This is a genomic window from Chlorogloeopsis sp. ULAP01 (assembly GCF_030381805.1).
Taxonomy (GTDB): Bacteria; Cyanobacteriota; Cyanobacteriia; order Cyanobacteriales; family Nostocaceae; genus Chlorogloeopsis.
On the sequence record NZ_JAUDRH010000004.1, the window covers coordinates 395,772 to 414,208 of the forward strand.

Here is an 18,437-nt window from a genome sequence, read left to right on the forward strand (position 1 = left end):
TTTATGAATCTGGTTGAACTCCAGAACTGGTTAGATAATGCCTCCTTTGCCATCCTCTTTATAACGATGCTAGTTTATTGGTTTGGGGCGGCTTTTGGAAACGTGCCATATTTACCGATTTTGGGAACGGCAGGGATGGCGATCGCTAATTTGTGCATCGCAACTTTGTTAGGAGCACGATGGTTAGAGGCTGGCTATTTTCCTCTCAGCAATTTGTATGAATCTCTATTTTTCTTAGCTTGGGGAATCACAACCATCCATTTGATTGCTGAAAACAGCAGCCGCAGTCGTTTGGTAGGAGTTGTTACTGCCCCAGTTGCGATGGGCATTACTGCTTTTGCTACCCTCACACTACCAGCAGAAATGCAAGTAGCAGAACCATTAGTACCTGCATTGAAATCAAATTGGTTGATGATGCACGTCAGCGTCATGATGTTGAGTTATGCGGCTTTGATGGTAGGTTCACTGTTGGCGATCGCTTTCCTCGTCGTTACCCGTGGGCAAGAGATCCAACTCCAAGGTAGTTCTGTTGGTACTGGTGGTTATCGCAGCAACGGCTTCCGCTTACAAAAAGCAGGTGAACTAGTTTCTCAATCCTCAACAGTGGCAGTAGAAAATAATGGCTTGGCTCGTTATGAAAGTAACACTAACGGTAAAACTGCTGTTTTAGATTTAGTTACTGCTTCTGAGCCTCAAACAGTAACCTCTGGTGAACCCCTTTCACCTCAACGCCTTAGCCTTGCTGAAACCTTAGATAATATCAGCTATCGAGTCATCGGACTTGGATTTCCTCTATTGACGATTGGTATTATTGCTGGTGCTGTTTGGGCTAACGAAGCTTGGGGTTCTTACTGGAGTTGGGATCCTAAAGAAACTTGGGCATTAATTACCTGGTTAGTTTTTGCAGCATACCTCCACGCCCGCATTACTCGTGGTTGGCAAGGGCGTCGCCCTGCAATTTTAGCTGCTAGTGGTTTTGTTGTAGTCTGGGTTTGCTATTTAGGGGTGAATCTTTTGGGTAAGGGTTTACACTCATACGGTTGGTTTTTTTAGCATATTTGTCTCTCACCTCCCTCTCTGCAAGCCTACCGTGTATACACAAGTCTATTTTTCTCATTACCATGCTCTGCATGGTAATGAAAATTGGAAGGCTCTGCCTGAAAAGGAGGCGGAGCCTCAATCATGTTTTCCCAGGCTGGAGCCTTGGGTAAGAGAAAAAATGGGATTTGGGGTGATTAAATCATTTGTGTGTACACCGTAGCTCTGCAAGCGGAGAGGGTAGCTATAGATTTAGTCTTAATTTATACTTATTATTGTATCCAAGCAATAATGTAACAAAATCTTAATTTTAAGAATAATCTAGAGCAATATTAAATATGGCTGATGGGCTATCAAATCTAATTTATGGAGTAATTGGAGGTGGTATCTTTACTTTTATGATGAAGGTTACAGAAACTTATCTAATCGCTCCTCGCTTGCAAGAATCAATCGAAGCTCGTAAAAAATTAGATCTCTATGCAAAACCACTATGGTTAGCTTGTCATGAATTAGAGTTTCGCTTAATTTCCATAAAAGATAAAATTAATGAACCATATGGCCCTAGTCATTCGCTAAAGTTATCTCCTAAAACTGCCTCATCTTTGGATTGGTTTACTAAAGATGGTTACTATATTACCTCTACAGCTTATTTAATGGCATCTGTTAGTTGCTGGATTGCTTTATATGAAAGAGATGTTGTATTTCTGCCTTTCAGTAAAAAATCATTAACTACTGAGTTTTTTTACTTAATTGAAGATTTTAAAAGAGCGATTTCCAGCAAAGGGAGTATTCTTTGGTTTCATTATGTAAACGGTATTGGGGATAATCTAGTAGATAAAGGAACAAAGTACCCCATTACTCTGTCTGAGTTTAGCTACAAATTATACAAAGATGAATTATTTAGAGATTACTATGACCAGTTATTTCAGTTCCTGCATAGAGTAGCTTGTAATGAATTTATGGAGAGCGTTGAAGAAACAATTCAAATTCTTGGAAAGATCCAAAAATTCCTAGAAAAGAATAGAATATCAATCAAAATGGTTAGAGAAAATTATACTAAATCATCAGTTATCTAATCTATAAAATAGTATTAGCCGTTTAGTAGGTCATAGATCCCGTCATGGATTCATTGTCTTGACGGTTATCTGAATTCAAAATGTTATGGACTCCCCTACACGCAAAAATCCATCGCACTATTCGCTCACGTCACCTATTTGAACGTAACCAGCGTTTATTAGTTGCTGTATCTGGTGGACAAGATTCCTTGTGTTTAATTAAATTACTATTAGATTTACAAGCCAAATGGGGATGGCATTTAGGTATAGCTCATTGCGATCATCGCTGGCGTACCGACTCGCAAGCAAATGCCCAACACGTAGAAAGTTTAGCTAAAACTTGGGAAATTCCCTTTTATTTAGCAACTATAGAGACGCAAGATCTGCCATCTTTACAAAGTGAAGCTGCTGCACGTAACTGGCGCTATCAAGCTTTAAGTGCGATCGCTCAACAACATAATTACAACTGCATTATCACAGGACATACAGCAAGCGATCGGGCAGAAACCCTACTTTATAACTTAATTCGCGGCACTGGCGCTGATGGCTTGCAAGCTTTAACCTGGCGACGTTCGCTAATTGGTGACATTGTGCTAGTGCGTCCCCTGTTAGAATTGACTCGCACAGAAACAGAAAGATTTTGTCAAGAAAATCAGTTGCCAATATGGGAAGATTCTACCAATCAAGATTTGAAGTATGCTCGTAACCGCATTCGCCAAGAGCTAATACCATATTTACGCGAGCATTTTAACCCTCAAGCTGAATCAGCTTTAGCCCAAACAGCAGAACTACTGCAAGCAGAAGTCGAATATTTAGAAAAAGCTGCCCAAAAGTTAAGAGAAGAAGTGATGAGTGAAGAAGAGAAAGACGCAAAGAAGTTATCAGAAATTCTCTACGTGTCTCCGTGTCCCCCCGTCCCCACGTCATCTTCCCCTCTTCCTCTCAAATTAAATCGTCACATCTTACGAAAAGCACCACTCGCTTTACAACGTCGTGTGATGCGACAGGTATTGCAACAAATACTTGCAGATGCTCCCAACTTCGAGCAAATAGAAAAACTCACGGCTTTAATTACAGCGCCCAATCGATCGCAAACCGATCCATTTCCTGGTGGTGCGATCGCCCAAGTACAAGGCGATTGGATCTGGATTGGGAAGTAGGGATTAGAGGCTAAAAAGAGGACTGGGGGAGACGGAGACAAGGAGACACGGGGAATTTTTCTCTCTGTGCATCTTACACTCTCCCAATCCCCCATCTCTCCCACTTTCTTCATTTATTCCTAATCCCTAGTAACGAGTCCCTAGTCCCTAATCCTAATTTGCTGCTAATTGCGGTTGAGAGATCAAATCCACAAAAACCTGACGTATCTGGTTAATAACCTGAAGCTGATCATCACCTGTTTGTTGGACTTCAGTAATGCCTTGTAACTTCTGCCGCAATCCATCAAGAGAATCCTGAATTGGTTGTAAAGCCTCTTGATATAAATTCACTCTGCCTGAACATTCCGCAGTAGCAGTTCGCAAAGACAACAAATCTTGCTCCATCATTTGCAGTTCTTGGCGCTTTGTCTGTTGCTGTTGAGTCTGTTGTTCTATTATTTCCTGGGTTTGTTCAATACTAGCCTGAATCTGCTCAATTTCTCGTTCCAAGTTTTGCAGTGCTTCTGACTGTCGTTGTCGCTGCTTTTCGAGCTGTAGCAGTATAGAATTGAAATCCAATTTGTCTTCTTGCAAGTAGGCGTAAACCTGTTCTTGCCGATTTAGCAGTACTGCTTTGTGTTGTTTGAGCAGCCCTCGACAGTCAAGCAAATGGCGACGTTGTCCAACGAGTGTTTCGTTTAGCATTTGGTAGTGATCTTTTTCGTCTGCCAGTTCAACCTCTAATGCACTCCGCTCAGTTTTAGATGTCTGATTTATCTTTCTTTGTAGTTCTTCTATAGTTTCTTGTTTATCTTTAAATTCTTGTTCTTGTTCTTTTACAAAATTAAAGTCTATATTTAATTTTCCCTGCAAGTCCTGCACTATCTTGTGCAATTCTTCCAGAGGCATTTTTTCTAAAGCTGCCACATCCACTTCTTGGCTAGTAAATCCATCACCGGACATTGCTGCCAAGAATTGAATCTGCTGGTATAGTTCTTCTTGGTGTCGCAATTGCTTTTTCAGTTGATAAGCATACTCTTGCTTACAGTTGAGACTAACTGTATTCATCCTCAACTGTGCTATTTGCTGTTCTAGAGAATCTTGCGCTTGTTGCCATTCGTTTTGACGCTCAGGTAAAACTTGTGACAAGCGATCTACTTCTGCTTGTTGTTCGCCAACCGCTATTTTTTGCTGCTCCAGTTTTTCCCAATGAGAGTTGAGAAGGGACTGTTGCTTTTCCAGCATTTCCAATGCTAATTGCAGATGTTCCCGCACTGTTTCTGTAGGAGCAACGTTGCCAGAGAGCCGATCTAGTAATTCATTAACTAGACGGCTTTGCTGTTCATCCAGCATCTTTCCCTGCTGTAAATTTGCTTGAGACTCTTCTAGGCGGCGCTGCTCACCCCGCAAATGTTCCCAAGCTCCTTCTAGCTCTTGACGGTTGCGCTCAACTTCTTCTCGCAACTTTTCCATTTCTGCACAAGATGTCTCAACTACTTGCTTTTGTGTCTCCAAGCGTTGAAACTCATCTTCCATGTTTTCTAATTGTTCCAAGCGCGTCTCAATTTCTAGTTCGCGACGATTAAGTTCCTGTGCTTGAAACGTGAGTGATTCTTTCCACTGATCAATTTCTTCTTCTTTGACTTTAATTTTTTCCAACTGACGAGAAAAATTCTGCAAAATATTTACTAACGGACGCCCCGCCTCTTGAATCCGCTGCACTTGACGCTGAGGAGTCATTTCCACCAATATAAGTGCGCCATCATTTAATTTACTGGCTTCCTCAGCAGCGATTACGTCTTCTGATACGGTACTCCAACTTTGGTCTGTTCGCTGACAAGCTAACAGTTTTAATTCTGTTTTGCCAGCACCAGTAAGTAAACTGCCTTTCTGTTTTTGTACTTCTGCTAAATACAGCACACCCTTAATCCTTCTGATGGACTTATATATCAGTGTTTGTTATACGAATTTAATTTCGGTAAGCTGCCTTGTTTAAAACTTAAGCTAGGGGGAAACAAGGCAGGCAAAATTTTCTATTCTATAGACGCGAAATTGGAGGCAGCGTGCTGCTCTGTTTCCCAGAGTTGTAGCGACTGCCGTCACGTCTTAAGATTTATACAACCAAATTGTCGCTTCTTTATATTTTCTACTGCTATCAGTTACACTGACTACCGTGTTATCACCCAGGTTATCTAGGAAGATTAATGTCTCTCAAAAGATAGAAATTGGAATTGATTAGGTTATTACCTTGTCGAAAATACAGGATAAGAGCTAGTATAAAAATTTTCTCTAATTCTTTAACTGTAAATTCCAATACATTTACTGAAAGGATAGAAAAACAAAAGGGCAAAATTAAAAAACTGGATTCCACAAATTGTCCCTTAATTCACATCTTGTGTTGGTTCCAATAGGAGCCGTCATTACCAGGTTGAATCTAGTAACAAGAACCAGAGTGAACTGGCTCTTTATATCGTAAGCAAAAGGGACGTAAGTCTTACAAATAAAATTGACAAAATTAAAAGGAGTACTTTTTCGCTAAATGCAAGGAAATTTAAATGAAATTGATATTCGTAGTATCCTGCAATTGATTGAGTTGGGGCAACGCACTGGACAATTATTTGTAGAAATCCATAGTGACTACAAATGCTCCGGATTATGTGTAGATGAAATAGACAGACATCATGATTGCGGCGATCGCCAGTTTTGGTTTGTTTTTTTTCTCAACGGTCAAATTATTTATGCAGCTAATGGCGATAACAGTCTATCGCGTTTGAGTGATAATTTGCGCCACTATCAAATTAAAGTACAACTCGATGAACGAGAACTAAATCAGATAAGAGCTATAAATGCACTCGAATATGCATACCTATGGATGTTGTTAGAGCAAAATATCATTAATCCAACCCAAGCTCGCAGTATAATCCACAGCTTGGTGCATGAGACTCTCTTCGATCTACTGAATTTACAGCAAGGTAACTTTATTTTTGAGGTGGGTTCGGCACTGACTCCGCAATTAACTACTCTAGAGATTGCCCCCGCACTGACTGAGATGATCAAGCAGGTGCAAAATTGGAAGTTACTGTATCCTCATATTCAATCTCCCGATCAAATTCCCGTCATCGCTGACATAGTTAATCTACGCTCTTCACTACCAGCAGTAACTGTAAATAAGCTACAGCGTTGGGCAGATGGTAAAACTTCTCTGCGTCAATTAGCTCGCTATCTGAATCGAGATATTGTGACATTAGCTAAAGCTATACATCCTTACATCCAACAAGGTTGGGTACAATTACTGACACATAAATCCGAAAAAATACCCAATTTAGAGGAAAACCGAAAGCGATGCATATTATGTATTGATGATGCGATCACTATCTGTACGGCAGTAGAAAGTATTTTGCGTAACCAAGGATACGAAGCAATTTCTCAGAGGGATCCCCTAGAAGCACTGAGTCTAATTTTTAAGCTTAAACCCGATCTAATTTTGTGTGATATTACTATGCCAGATTTAGACGGGTATGAAATTTGTGCTATGTTGCGCCATTCTCAAGCATTTCGGCAAGTTCCAATCATTATGCTTACCGCTAAAGAAGGATTTTTTGACCGAGTCAAAGCAAAAATGGTGGGAGCAACCGATTATTTAACAAAGCCATTTGGGAATAATGAATTGGTTATCTTAGTGGAGAAATATTTGTTACCCTTTTGTATTAAAAGTAACAAAAGAGATACACCACTTGTTGATTCAGTAAAAGATAGAGTAAAAATATTATCACAGAATTAGTCAACATTAGAGTTCAGTTTGGGAAACTTAAGTAGTGTGAATAAAGTGATTTTTTACATTAAATGCTTGCGGTAAATTCGGAGACGTTCCAAGTCGGAACCTTTACATCAGGAGGTAGATTAGGCATTTATGAGTACAGTTCTGATTGTGGAAGACAGTATTGCCCAAAGGGAGATGATCACAGACCTCCTGAAAGCAAGTGGCTTAACAGTAACCCATGCCAGCGACGGATTAGAAGCGTTGGAAGCAATTCAAACTGCTCCGCCCGATTTAGTGGTATTGGATATCGTTATGCCTCGAATGAATGGCTATGAAGTATGCCGTCGATTAAAATCCGATCCTAAAACCCAAAATGTTCCCGTGGTGATGTGTTCTTCTAAAGGCGAAGAATTTGATCGCTATTGGGGGATGAAGCAAGGTGCGGATGCCTACATAGCCAAACCATTCCAACCAACAGAATTGGTGGGAACAGTCAAACAACTGCTGCGAGGATAAGGATGAGTATAAGATGATGAGCAAGCCGGACTTTTTAGGGGGCAGTGGACAAGATCACTTTCGTCCTGAATTACAAGTAGAAAGTCCTGAAGGTGAATTACACCTGCGGTTTTTCATTCCTTCGCATCAGGAGTTTGCACTATTAGCTACAGGTATTCGTGAGGTAATTGAACTCAGTCCTGACAAAATTACTCCAATTCCTAATGCTTCTCCTTTACTTTTGGGTACTCTAAATTTACGAGGTCGAGTAATTTGGGTAGCTGATTTGGGTCAATTTCTGGGAGGAACAACAGCATTAAACACCGATCGCGCAGAGATTCCGGTGATAGCGATTGAAGAGCAAGACACAATTGTGGGCTTGGCAGTAGAAGAAATTGGCGGTATGCACTGGCTTGATGTGCAGCATTTGATGGCACCAACGAATGTGCCGGATACGATGGCTCCTTTTTTGCGGGGAGAGTGGTTATTAGATGCTCACAAAAAACAGTTTTTGCGACTGTTAGATCAAACGGCAATTTTACGAAGTGCGCGCTGGGCGGGATGAAATAGGGAGGCAGGAAATGGCAGCGAGTGTAGATGATTACGCGCAGACATATCAACAGGCTCTAACAGCCTACGCGCAACAAAATTATGAAGAAGCAGCCACTCTTATTGATGAGGTGGTGCAAAATTTACCACACGATCCCAATACTCATTTGCTGAGGGGTCACATTTATTATGTTTTGCAGCAGTACGGTATAGCAAAAGCGGAATATCAAGAGGTATTAAAGTTAACTGAAGATCCAGAAATTGTTAATTTTGCTAAAAATGGTCTAGAGCATATCGCTCACTACCAACAAGGATTAGAAGCTGATTTTGAGGTAAATGATCACTCTGAAGCAAATTTCCCTAACTTGTCTGATTTTGGGGAAGATGGACAACAAGAATTAGAAGATTTGGCAGCAATAGGAGACTCTAGCGACCAAAACTTTGATTTTAGTGCCTTTGAGCAGCAAGAGGTTCTGGAGGGGCCACAAGAGGATTCCTTAGATAGTAATCCATTTGATATAGCCGTAGATATTAGTTTATTTGATACAACATTAGAGTCATCAGAAAATTCTGATGAAAATCCTTTTGCTTTTAGTTCCGAAGAGGCAGAAGATTCACAGATAAACATTTGGAATAAACAAACTGAACTAAAATTCCCTGCCTTCTTAGAAGAAGATATATCCGTAGAATCAGAAAAAGAAGCAGAAGAACCTAACAATTTATTCATAGATAGTACAGATTCTGTTTCTGAAGATTCAGAATTTCATCAGGAGAAGAATAGAGATTCTTTGCCATTTCTACCAGACGATTCCTTTGCTACACCTGAATTAGAAAATCAAGTAAATTTACCTGAACAAACAGTTCCAAAACCAGTTGAACCGCATTCTAATTTTCTATTAAATCGGTTTGAGGATGAGACTTTACTGGTACAAGAAGCAGGTACCAGTGGTGATTTATCAGGAATAAATAGTTTAGGTTACACTAGCAAAGAAAAGCTCTCATCAACAAATTCAAACAGCACTTTCAATTTAGAAAACCAAAAATCTCACTCAAGCTCTGATGTAAAACAAAGTTATAGTTTTGAGGAAAATGACAGCTTTGATATAGAGGCATTTGAATCTGCCTTTGGATCGGAGACGTTTGCAGATAGTGAAGACACAAGCAGCCTTTTAAATGGCAAATCTTCTCAGGGAAGCAATATAGAGTTTTTAGATGACTTTGATGACTTTGACGATCTAGGGAATATTCAAGCAGAGTTTGACTTTGTTGCAGACTCTAATTTGGGTGACTCTCAACTGCATTCTGGAGCGATCGCCCTAGATAGCAAAAATCACAGCAGAGCATTTGAAAACAACAAAAGTAGTCAAAAAAATCAGGCTGCTGGCAGCAACACAGACAAGGATCGCGATGATGAGCTATTTAGTATCACCGGTTCGCAAGAAGCAGTGCCAATTTTTACTCAAGGTAGTGCTGCTAATATTGAACCACAAGTCGGTGTTGAGCAAGGTTTATTAGCTCCCTTTGAAAATGCTCCACTCACAACTAAGCAATGGATAATTGGTAGTACTGCGGGTATTGTTTCGGCAGTGGTTGTAGCTGCGGTTAGCTTCACCGCTACGACAATGTCCCCTGCCCAACAACGGGCATCACTGCGAAATACAGGTTGGGCAATGGCATTAGCAGCAGGAATGGCCAGTTTTGCAACCGCAGGTGTGATGGGTAATCTCAGCATTAGGCAATTGCGCCGCACCACCAAAGATTTACAAGCCCAATTTGATGCAGTACGGCAAGGAAATCTTAATGTCAAAGCCACCGTTTATTCTCAAGATGAATTAGGGCAATTAGCGGCAGGCTTCAATGAAATGACTCGTGTAATTTTCACGACTACACATGAAGCTACACGCAAAGCTCAAGAACAGGAAGAAGCTAAAGAAAACTTGCAACGCCAAGTAATTCGCTTGCTGGATGATGTCGAAGGAGCGGCTAGAGGAGATTTGACTGTACAAGCCGAAGTGACTGCTGACGTATTGGGAGCAGTTGCCGATGCTTTTAACCTGACTATTCAAAACTTGCGCGATATTGTGCAGCAGGTAAAAGTAGCAGCACGGGAAGTTACTAAAGGGGCTACCAACTCCGAGACATTTGCGAGGGCATTATCTAGTGATGCCTTACGGCAGGCAGAAGAGTTGGCAGTTACCTTAAATTCCGTACAGGTAATGACTGATTCTATTCAGAGGGTGGCAGAAGCAGCACGGGAAGCGGAAGCTGTCGCCCGCGATGCCAGCAGTATCGCTCTTAAAGGTGGGGAAGCAGTGGAAAATACCGTGGCAGGTATTTTAGAAATTCGGGAAACTGTAGCTGAGACTACTCGCAAAGTCAAGCGCTTGGCAGAATCTTCTCAAGAAATTTCTAAAATTGTGGCGTTGATTTCCCAAATTGCCTCCAGAACCAACTTGTTAGCACTCAATGCCAGTATTGAGGCGGCAAGGGCAGGAGAAGCCGGCAGGGGCTTTGCAATTGTGGCGGATGAAGTACGCCAGTTAGCGGACAGATCGGCTAAATCACTCAAAGAAATAGAAGAAATTGTCCGCCAAATACAGAGCGAAACCAGCTCGGTAATGACAGCAATGGAGGAAGGCACACAACAGGTAATCCAAGGAACCATCTTGGCAGAAGAAGCCAAGCGATCGCTCGAAAACATCATTCAAGTAGCGAATCGTATCGATATTCTCGTGCGCTCTATCACTACCGACACAGTTGAGCAAACAGAAACCTCCCGTGCTGTAGCTCAGGTAATGCAATCAGTCGAACTAACAGCCCAAGAAACTTCCCAAGAAGCACAAAGGGTTTCTGGTGCTTTGCAAAACTTGGTGGGTGTTTCCCGTGACTTAATCTCCTCTGTAGAACGTTTCCGAGTGGAAGCCTCCGAAACTAGGTAAAGAATGAAGTATGAAATTATGAAGTATGAAGTTTCGTTCATTCTTCATTACTCATTCTTCATCTTGCTTCTTAATCCTCCATCCTTTATCCTTCATCTTGTCCTATGCTGCCAGAACAACAACAGCGTATTCTAGGTTACTTTATTGAGGAAGCTAAAGAGCACCTGAATACAATTGAGCAGGGATTGCTAAACCTTCAAAGTACCATCAAAGACCCAGAAATGCTCAACGAAATCTTCAGAGCCGCTCACTCAATTAAAGGAGGAGCTGCGATGCTGGGTTTAAGTAGTATTCAGTTAACTGCTCACCGTTTGGAAGACTGTTTTAAAGTTTTAAAAGAGAATTCAGTTCAAGTAGATCAAAAACTTGAATCTTTGTTTCTTGATGTGTCTGATGCTCTCAAAGCACTGCTAGAAAATTTACAAGGGCCGTTTGGTTTAACAGAAGATACTGCTAATCAAATTATCTCAAAAGTAGAACCAACTTTTGGCTGGTTGAACCAACATTTAAATTTTCTTGTACAACAAGAAAGCGGTGGAGAAAATTCTAGAGATAGTGATTGCTGGCAAAATCACCAAAACCTGGTGATGCAAACTTTGCGCGAGATGTTGCAGTTATTTAAACAAGACTCTACGCCAGAAACACGAAAAAGTCTTCAGAATTGTTGCAATAAATTAGCTGAACTAGGTACACAATTTAGTTGCCAAAATTGGTCTAATTTGTGTGATGCGGCAGGAATGGCGATCGCTAATCAAGAAAATACTTTTCTGACTTTAGCAAAAATCATTATTACAGATATTAAAAAAGCGCTAGAACTTGCTTTAGCAGCAAAGGAACACGAAATTACTATTAGTCAGCAATTAGAAGTATTAATTCCTCAAATAGTTGAATCTTTAGATAATGCCACTAATATTGGAAATGATAAGTCTGAACTGGAATTAACACTATCTTCACAAACACCAGAAGAATTGTTGTCTCCAAATCCTTTTGAGATAGTTAGCGCTGACGAATTCATTATTTCAAACACCGATGATTTCAGCGAGTTTACTGCCGAATCTGAATTAATAGACTATGAATCAGACGACAGTATTACTAGTCTATCTGAACTATCTGACCAAATTATCAATAATACCGATGGTAATATAGACAATTTTGATGAATTTAATGCTGAACCACAGCTAATAGATTTTGACTTACAGGACTCTAGTACTAACTTACCTGAACTATCATATCAATTTAATAATGATGATGAAGACGAAGCTTCAATATATAGTAGCTTTGATACTAATGCTCATGGGCCAGAGGTAGGAGTTGCTGAACTGAGTACCCTTGCTCAATTATTTGAAAGAGAAACTCCTGATTTCAATGACAATTGGGATATAGAAGAGGAAATTATCGAACCTGATCCCGTTAGTAACGAAGTTGAACTTAAAATTGATGATAGTGAAACAGAAGATATTAGTAACGATTTTGCAGAATTATTATCTGTAGAGGGAGAAAAAAGTCTTAAAGATAATCAGAACATAAATACTAAAGAAGATTTAACTTTGGTACAGTTATTTGGTGATGATTTTTTAGAAGAAGAAAGTGTAAATCAACAAAATAAAATTACTAATGAAATTCTCCAAAGCAGTAACTTACAATCTACAAAAGAATTAAATTCGTTAGAAATAGATATAGAAGATAATTTTGATGAATTGTTTTCATTAAAAGATAATCAGAATTCTATAGAAGAAAGTAATTCTGAAAATACGCCACAAACACAAATAAATTGGAATTTAGACAATCTGTTTAACCAAGCAGAAGAAAATAGTAGCTTAAATGTAAAAATTGATGAATCTGAGTTTGGGGATTTCTTTGATACAGTTTCTGCAACATCTTCCTTGTTTTCTCCTGTTGAAGAGGATCTGAATATATGGATACCAGAAGACACGGGTAAACAACAGCCGCAATTGCAGGAACCCCTTGAGCAAGATACAGCTAAAGCTTTAGAAGAGCTTTTGTTTGCAGCGACGAGTGCTAATGATATGTTTGGCGATCGCCAACAGTCTGCACCTGCATCAGAGCCAGTTCTGGGAGATTTGGACATAGATTTATCCCAGGAACAACACTCAAATCTAACGCTTTCAGTTGATGGTGGTGCTGATAATTTATTTGAAGAGTTGGTAATCAATGACTCAATTACTGCGCTACCTGGAAGCGATCGCGAATTTGCTGACACACGAATTCAGATTATTTCACAACAACCAGAAGCTCTGGAATTGTCTCCTGCATTTACTGACTTATCTACAGAAATTTCACAGGTTGATTTATCACAGCCACCAGTTGGGCAAGAACCTAGTTGGTTAGATGCCATAGAAGAGGATAATAACGAGAGTCTGGAAATTTTATTTGAAGATTCACCAGCACCTAATTTTCATGATTTACAGGCTGATAATACAGATTTTTCCATTGCCACACCACAACAGCAGTGGACTGACGATAAATTCTCCACAATTACTGAACCTGATCTCAATTTTACAGATGCTTCTGAATCCCAAGTATTGCAAACATCCTCGGAGATTGCAGATATTGAGGCTAACACTAGCTTAGTGGATGTCTGGCAGTCAACTGAAACGATAGTTTTTGAGACTGAACAAGAAGCTGATGCTGCCAAAGTTGATTTTAGCGAAGATATATCGGCAACAAAAATTCCTCAAATCCAGGAAACAACTCAGGATGATGAGCATACAGCAGTAGAAGAAGATATTGCTATTGCACCTACAGAATTGGTAGGAGTTGCCCTAGATTTTCCCAAGGCTTCAGAAATTGATGCTGGAGAAAATATACTTGCTGACTTCGATGAGTTGCCCGAAGAAGAAGTTACATCAAATACTAGTGTTCAGTCTATCTCTGAGCAAGAATTCATTGGTTTCAATGAGTTGTCCGAAGAGGATGTTGCACCAAACATTGATGTCGAATCTGTTGAAAATCAAGAATTTGGCGATTTAGATGATTTGCTTAAAGAGGATGTTGCACCAAACATTGATGTTGAATCTGTTGAAAATCAAGAATTTAGTGATTTAGATGATTTGCTTAAAGAGGATGTGGCATCAAATCTTGATGTCGAATCTGTTGAAAATCAAGAATTTAGTGATTTAGAAGAATTGCTGGCTACAAATCAAAATGAGGATATGGCAGCCCAGCCTAGTGCAACTGATTTTTCAAAAGCTGCTAACAAACCTGTTTCCTCTCCAGAAATTGACAACGAATTTAGGGATTTGGAGGGGATGGTAGGAAGAGCCATGACACCCGGTGCAAGAAATTTACCAGGTGGACGTAACTCTGGTTGGAGTGCTTCCAGATTTGAACAGTTGATGAAAGTTCCGGTTAAACATCTCGACGATCTGAGCAATTTGGTTGGGGAATTGGTAGTTAACCGCAATACCTTAGAGCAAGATCAAGAACGTCTGCGTCAGTCGCTCGATAACTTACTGATTCAGGTGCATCAACTCTCGGATGTGGGAGCAAAAATGCAGGAATTGTATGAGCGATCGCTCCTAGAAGCTTCTCTGTTAGCCAGCCGTAAAAACAGTGGTTTTACCCCAGCAGATACAGATCGGGGCTTTAGCGAATTGGAAATGGATCGCTTTACGCCATTTCATATCCTGACTCAGGAAATCATTGAATTAATCGTGCGAGTACGTGAGTCTGCAAGTGACATTGACTTTGTTACCGAAGAAACCGAACGTGTAGCCCGGCAATTTAGGCAGGTAACAAGCCAGCTGCAAGAGGGGCTGACAAGAGCGCGAATGGAGCCTTTTTCTCAAGCTACCGATTTACTACCGCGAGGTGTGCGCGACAACGCAATTAAGTATGGCAAGCAAGTGGAACTGATCGTTCAAGGTCGGGATACTTTGATTGACAAGATGATTTTAGAACATCTCAAGACACCACTCACACACTTGCTCAACAACGCGATCGCTCACGGTGTAGAAACGCCAAACCAAAGGCAAGCTCAAGGCAAGCGAACTGTGGGAGTTATTACCCTCAATGCTTTTCATCAAGGCAACCAAACCGTAATTTCTGTCAGTGATGATGGTGCAGGTATCGATCCTGAACGGGTGAAAGCAAAGGCGATGAAAGTAGGCTTAATAACCCCAGCCCAAGCCAAAATCATGTCCCCGATAGAAGTTTACGATTTACTTTTCCAACCGGGTTTTAGCACCAAAGATCAAGCTGACGATCTGGCGGGCAGGGGTGTTGGTTTAGATGTAGTTCGCACCAAAATCAGCGAAATTAGGGGAACAATTACTATTGATTCAACTATAGGAAAGGGAACAACCTTTACTATTCGTCTGCCATTGACATTGAGTATTTGCAAAGCTCTCTGCTGCGTGTCTGATAAAGCCAGAATTGCCTTCCCTATGGATGGCGTAGAAGATACTCTGGATTTACCTGTCAGAAATATTCAAGAGGGTGCCGACGGGCAAAAATTTATTTCCTGGCGCGATCGCGTACTGCCATTTAAACCTTTGAAAGAACTTTTAACCTTAAATCGTCAACTAAGTCGCGGCAACGTTTATGGCGGCAACCGAGACGATGATATGGTTTCTGTAATTGTCGTGCGATCGGCAACTACAATGGTTGCATTACAGGTTGATCAAGTATTAAGCGAACAAGAAATCGTGATCAAGCAATTTGAAGGCCCGGCACCTAAGCCTGTTGGTGTAGCAGGTGCTACCGTTCTTGGTGATGGTCGGATTATGCCCATTGCCGATGTCTTAGAAATTATCGACATCTTCCAAGGACGGACGGCTAAACAAAGTGCTGTTAGTATTCTAAATCAGAAAGGAACTCCCGATCAAACACAAGTACCTGCTACTAAGATTGATCCAACAGTACTAATTATTGATGATTCAATTACAGTTAGAGAACTGCTGTCGTTGACCTTTAATAAGGCAGGTTATCGGGTAGAACAGGCACGTGACGGGCAAGAAGCGTGGGATAAGCTTCGTTCTGGTTTACCTTGCGATCTCGTCTTCTGTGATATTGAAATGCCGCGCTGCGATGGTTTAGAGTTACTTTCTCGCATCCAAAAAGACTCGAATCTCAACCATCTGCCCATTGCCATGCTCACCTCACGGGGTGCAGACAAGCACAGGCAAATGGCAATCTCCTTGGGAGCAAGTGGCTATTTCACCAAGCCCTATCTGGAAGAAGCTCTACTGGAAGCAGCATCGCGGATGCTCAAAGGTGAGAAATTGATTAGTAGTACTAATGCTTAAAAGTCAGTAGCTCGTAGTAAAGATGCGATGTTAATAAAAGACATTAAACTGTCTGACCTGCCATCAGTTTCTTTATTAGAAAAAAATAATCTTCCTAGTTGTGCAGCTATATACTTTGTATCTGACAGTAAAGGTCAAGTTCTTTATATCGGCAGAACAGTTAACTTGGTTGAACGATGGAGAGAACACCATAGATTTAATCAACTAAAAAGGTTAAATCGGAAAGACTGTATCAGAATTAGTTGGATGACTTGTAGTAACGATATAAAAACTCTTTCAAATCTCGAAAATGAGTTCATCAAGTTACACAAGCCGCCGTTGAACTGGGCAAAAGTTGTATCGCCAATTAAAAGAATAACTCCCTCTGAGACAGCACTACAGCAGAGCCTTCAGCAACTAGCCAAGTTGAATACTATGATATTTGGCTTTGACCCAATAGCTGACGAAGAACCACCGACAATATACTTAATGTATCCTGTATATGGTAGATGTAGTTTAACGGGCAGCATACGTAGTTTGCTGAGAAATATCAACAAAAAAGCTAGCGCTTTGAAGTGGAAAGAGTACCACACAGATCCTAAGCATTTAGGTAAATTCGGATACTGGGAAACTAATTACAACGGTATAAGAATAGACTTAAGTCCATTTCAAGGCTTAGTTAATTTTATGGATAATTCGACTCATAGAACTGTCGCTGGTGTAGGTTTATGGCTTTTGGTCGCAAGCAGCTAGAAATGCTTTTAGAAAATACACCAGAGTTTAAAAACAATATTTTAGGTTTAGATGCCTTAGAAGATGATCCTATTCCTGTCAAGCTTGTTGATAAATATCAGCATGGCAAAGAGAAGAATAAAAATGTCGTTGAAGTAGAGCCTTGGGAGGAATTAGAGCCAATGCCTGAAGGTGAAGTGAGAATCATGACTCGCCAGTTCTTGTATGTAGACGGCGTAGAAGTAGAAGTATGTACTAATACAAATGGTAAATATTTTGTCAGGCACAATGTTTACTGGTGGATAATGCACAGACAAAAAAACCCCGATCCACACTATAACCGTATAATAGAGAACTTAAAGAACAGAGTAGATGGACTACCTACTATCAGATGGTCTGGTTATAGGTTTAGATTTGAAACTATTGTTTTTGAAGAAGATGACGTAGAAGTTGAAAGCGTATTGCTTCCACTGACTATGTTTGAGGACTTGATCAAGAATGATGCCAAACCAGGAGATTATAAGATTCTCGAAGAAATTCAAAACGGTGAATACAAATCAAAGCCAAATGACAATGTATCTCTAAAACTCTTTGCTTGGCTAAATTCTAATTTATTATTCTCACTACTACAAACTAAAAATAGCTAAACAAATATATAGCAAACCTATTTAATTCATGAAAATTATTTTGGCTACGAACCACAAAGGACGCATTAGACGCGGAGCGGCTACTTACCCTACGGGAAGCCGGGCAAAGCCCGTCTACAGAAGCCACTACTCTACCTTGAAGCCGGACTACGTCCGTCTACGTGTCTACCCGTAAGGGTAGGACACAAAGAGTAGAAATTGCCCGTTTTACCTATGTTTTAGCAATTTCCACTATGGCTCAAATTCAATACTTTCATAGATATCTGCTAAACGAATTTCAAAGGGAATCGATGAGAGGGAAATATACGATTCTGGATCGTCATATTCAGTAAAGATCCATTTGCGGGAGTCTGTTTTAGAGTATTGTTCAACATGAGCAGTATATTGATCGATTAATAAATATTCTTGAAACGTTGGAATGGTACGATACGCTGAAAATTTTTCATCCCTATCGTAGCTTTTGGTTGATTTTGAAAGCACTTCGGCGATCATCACCGGGTTAGTAATCGTATCAGCTCGTCCCTGTTGTCGTTCGAGTGGGCGGGGGACAGCCATGACATCCGGGTAGGTGTAAAGCGTGCGTGCAGGAATCCAAAGCCGTTGATCTGCTACAAAAATACTGTATGGTTTCCCTTTCAAACTGACTCTTAAGGCGGCATTGAGAATACTGGCAATTTCATTATGTTCGGGAGTGCCGCCAGTCATAGGGATGATTTCTCCATTAATATACTCATGCCGAATATCTGAATTTACCTCAAAATCGAGATACTCTTCGGGTGTATAGATTTTCTTTGCTTCAGCCTGCATAATCATGTCAGTCTTACCCCCAAGGCTTCA

Annotated in this window: 12 protein-coding genes; 10 read left to right on the forward strand and 2 right to left on the reverse strand. The window is 40.5% G+C overall.

The window, feature by feature from the left end; translation table 11 throughout:
• The first annotated feature begins 3 nt into the window (after positions 1-3).
• The 3 genes from ccsB to tilS all read left to right on the forward strand — a co-directional run bounded on the left by ccsB (position 4) and on the right by tilS (position 3,253).
• Complete coding sequence (gene ccsB / locus QUB80_RS10310; protein WP_289789401.1) at positions 4-1,053, forward strand: c-type cytochrome biogenesis protein CcsB; 1,050 nt, start codon at positions 4-6, stop codon at positions 1,051-1,053.
• A gap of 323 nt (positions 1,054-1,376) precedes the next feature.
• Positions 1,377-2,114 carry a hypothetical protein gene (locus QUB80_RS10315; RefSeq protein ID WP_289789402.1) on the forward strand — a complete coding sequence of 246 codons (738 nt, stop codon included), beginning with the start codon at positions 1,377-1,379 and terminating at the stop codon, positions 2,112-2,114.
• A gap of 80 nt (positions 2,115-2,194) precedes the next feature.
• Positions 2,195-3,253: a tRNA lysidine(34) synthetase TilS gene (tilS, locus tag QUB80_RS10320; RefSeq protein WP_289789403.1), complete on the forward strand. Its 1,059-nt coding sequence runs from the start codon at positions 2,195-2,197 to the stop codon at positions 3,251-3,253.
• Positions 3,254-3,406: 153 nt separating this feature from the next.
• Here tilS and hmpF read toward each other — a convergent pair whose 3' ends face one another.
• Complete coding sequence (hmpF, locus tag QUB80_RS10325) at positions 3,407-5,152, reverse strand: pilus motility taxis protein HmpF (protein ID WP_289789404.1); 1,746 nt, start codon at positions 5,150-5,152, stop codon at positions 3,407-3,409.
• 619 nt (positions 5,153-5,771) lie between these two features.
• Here hmpF and QUB80_RS10330 point away from each other — a divergent pair.
• The 7 genes from QUB80_RS10330 to QUB80_RS10360 all read left to right on the forward strand — a co-directional run bounded on the left by QUB80_RS10330 (position 5,772) and on the right by QUB80_RS10360 (position 17,600).
• On the forward strand, positions 5,772-7,013 hold the full coding sequence (locus QUB80_RS10330; RefSeq protein ID WP_289789405.1) for a response regulator: 1,242 nt from the start codon (positions 5,772-5,774) through the stop codon (positions 7,011-7,013).
• 129 nt (positions 7,014-7,142) lie between these two features.
• On the forward strand, positions 7,143-7,508 hold the full coding sequence (locus tag QUB80_RS10335) for a response regulator transcription factor (RefSeq protein ID WP_016876361.1): 366 nt from the start codon (positions 7,143-7,145) through the stop codon (positions 7,506-7,508).
• A 13-nt stretch (positions 7,509-7,521) separates the two neighbouring features.
• The gene (locus QUB80_RS10340) at positions 7,522-8,052 is read left to right on the forward strand and encodes a chemotaxis protein CheW (protein WP_289789406.1); all 531 of its coding nucleotides are present in this window, start codon (positions 7,522-7,524) and stop codon (positions 8,050-8,052) included.
• A 16-nt stretch (positions 8,053-8,068) separates the two neighbouring features.
• Entirely contained in the window at positions 8,069-10,975 is a 2,907-nt protein-coding gene (locus QUB80_RS10345) for a methyl-accepting chemotaxis protein (protein ID WP_289789407.1), read from the forward strand.
• A gap of 104 nt (positions 10,976-11,079) precedes the next feature.
• Positions 11,080-16,242: a hybrid sensor histidine kinase/response regulator gene (locus QUB80_RS10350; RefSeq protein WP_289789408.1), complete on the forward strand. Its 5,163-nt coding sequence runs from the start codon at positions 11,080-11,082 to the stop codon at positions 16,240-16,242.
• Between the two features lie 27 nt (positions 16,243-16,269).
• Positions 16,270-16,974 carry a GIY-YIG nuclease family protein gene (locus QUB80_RS10355; RefSeq protein ID WP_289789409.1) on the forward strand — a complete coding sequence of 235 codons (705 nt, stop codon included), beginning with the start codon at positions 16,270-16,272 and terminating at the stop codon, positions 16,972-16,974.
• Complete coding sequence (locus tag QUB80_RS10360) at positions 16,950-17,600, forward strand: hypothetical protein (RefSeq protein ID WP_289789410.1); 651 nt, start codon at positions 16,950-16,952, stop codon at positions 17,598-17,600. Before QUB80_RS10355 ends, QUB80_RS10360 begins: the two co-directional genes overlap by 25 nt.
• Positions 17,601-17,831: 231 nt before the next feature.
• On the opposite strand, the gene QUB80_RS10365 is transcribed toward QUB80_RS10360, so the two are convergent.
• On the reverse strand, positions 17,832-18,413 hold the full coding sequence (locus QUB80_RS10365) for a Uma2 family endonuclease (RefSeq protein WP_289789411.1): 582 nt from the start codon (positions 18,411-18,413) through the stop codon (positions 17,832-17,834).
• Positions 18,414-18,437: the final 24 nt, after the last annotated feature.

What these genes read in the sequence shown, in the direction of transcription:
- QUB80_RS10335 (WP_016876361.1), top strand. Translation starts at nt 7,143, where the DNA reads ATGAGTACAGTTCTGATTGTGGAAGACAGTATTGCCCAAAGGGAGATG.
- QUB80_RS10365 (WP_289789411.1), bottom strand. Translation starts at nt 18,413, where the DNA reads ATGATTATGCAGGCTGAAGCAAAGAAAATCTATACACCCGAAGAGTAT.
- QUB80_RS10360 (WP_289789410.1), top strand. Translation starts at nt 16,950, where the DNA reads ATGGCTTTTGGTCGCAAGCAGCTAGAAATGCTTTTAGAAAATACACCA.
- ccsB (WP_289789401.1), top strand. Translation starts at nt 4, where the DNA reads ATGAATCTGGTTGAACTCCAGAACTGGTTAGATAATGCCTCCTTTGCC.
- QUB80_RS10355 (WP_289789409.1), top strand. Translation starts at nt 16,270, where the DNA reads ATGTTAATAAAAGACATTAAACTGTCTGACCTGCCATCAGTTTCTTTA.
- tilS (WP_289789403.1), top strand. Translation starts at nt 2,195, where the DNA reads ATGTTATGGACTCCCCTACACGCAAAAATCCATCGCACTATTCGCTCA.
- QUB80_RS10350 (WP_289789408.1), top strand. Translation starts at nt 11,080, where the DNA reads ATGCTGCCAGAACAACAACAGCGTATTCTAGGTTACTTTATTGAGGAA.
- QUB80_RS10340 (WP_289789406.1), top strand. Translation starts at nt 7,522, where the DNA reads ATGATGAGCAAGCCGGACTTTTTAGGGGGCAGTGGACAAGATCACTTT.
- QUB80_RS10345 (WP_289789407.1), top strand. Translation starts at nt 8,069, where the DNA reads ATGGCAGCGAGTGTAGATGATTACGCGCAGACATATCAACAGGCTCTA.
- QUB80_RS10330 (WP_289789405.1), top strand. Translation starts at nt 5,772, where the DNA reads ATGCAAGGAAATTTAAATGAAATTGATATTCGTAGTATCCTGCAATTG.
- QUB80_RS10315 (WP_289789402.1), top strand. Translation starts at nt 1,377, where the DNA reads ATGGCTGATGGGCTATCAAATCTAATTTATGGAGTAATTGGAGGTGGT.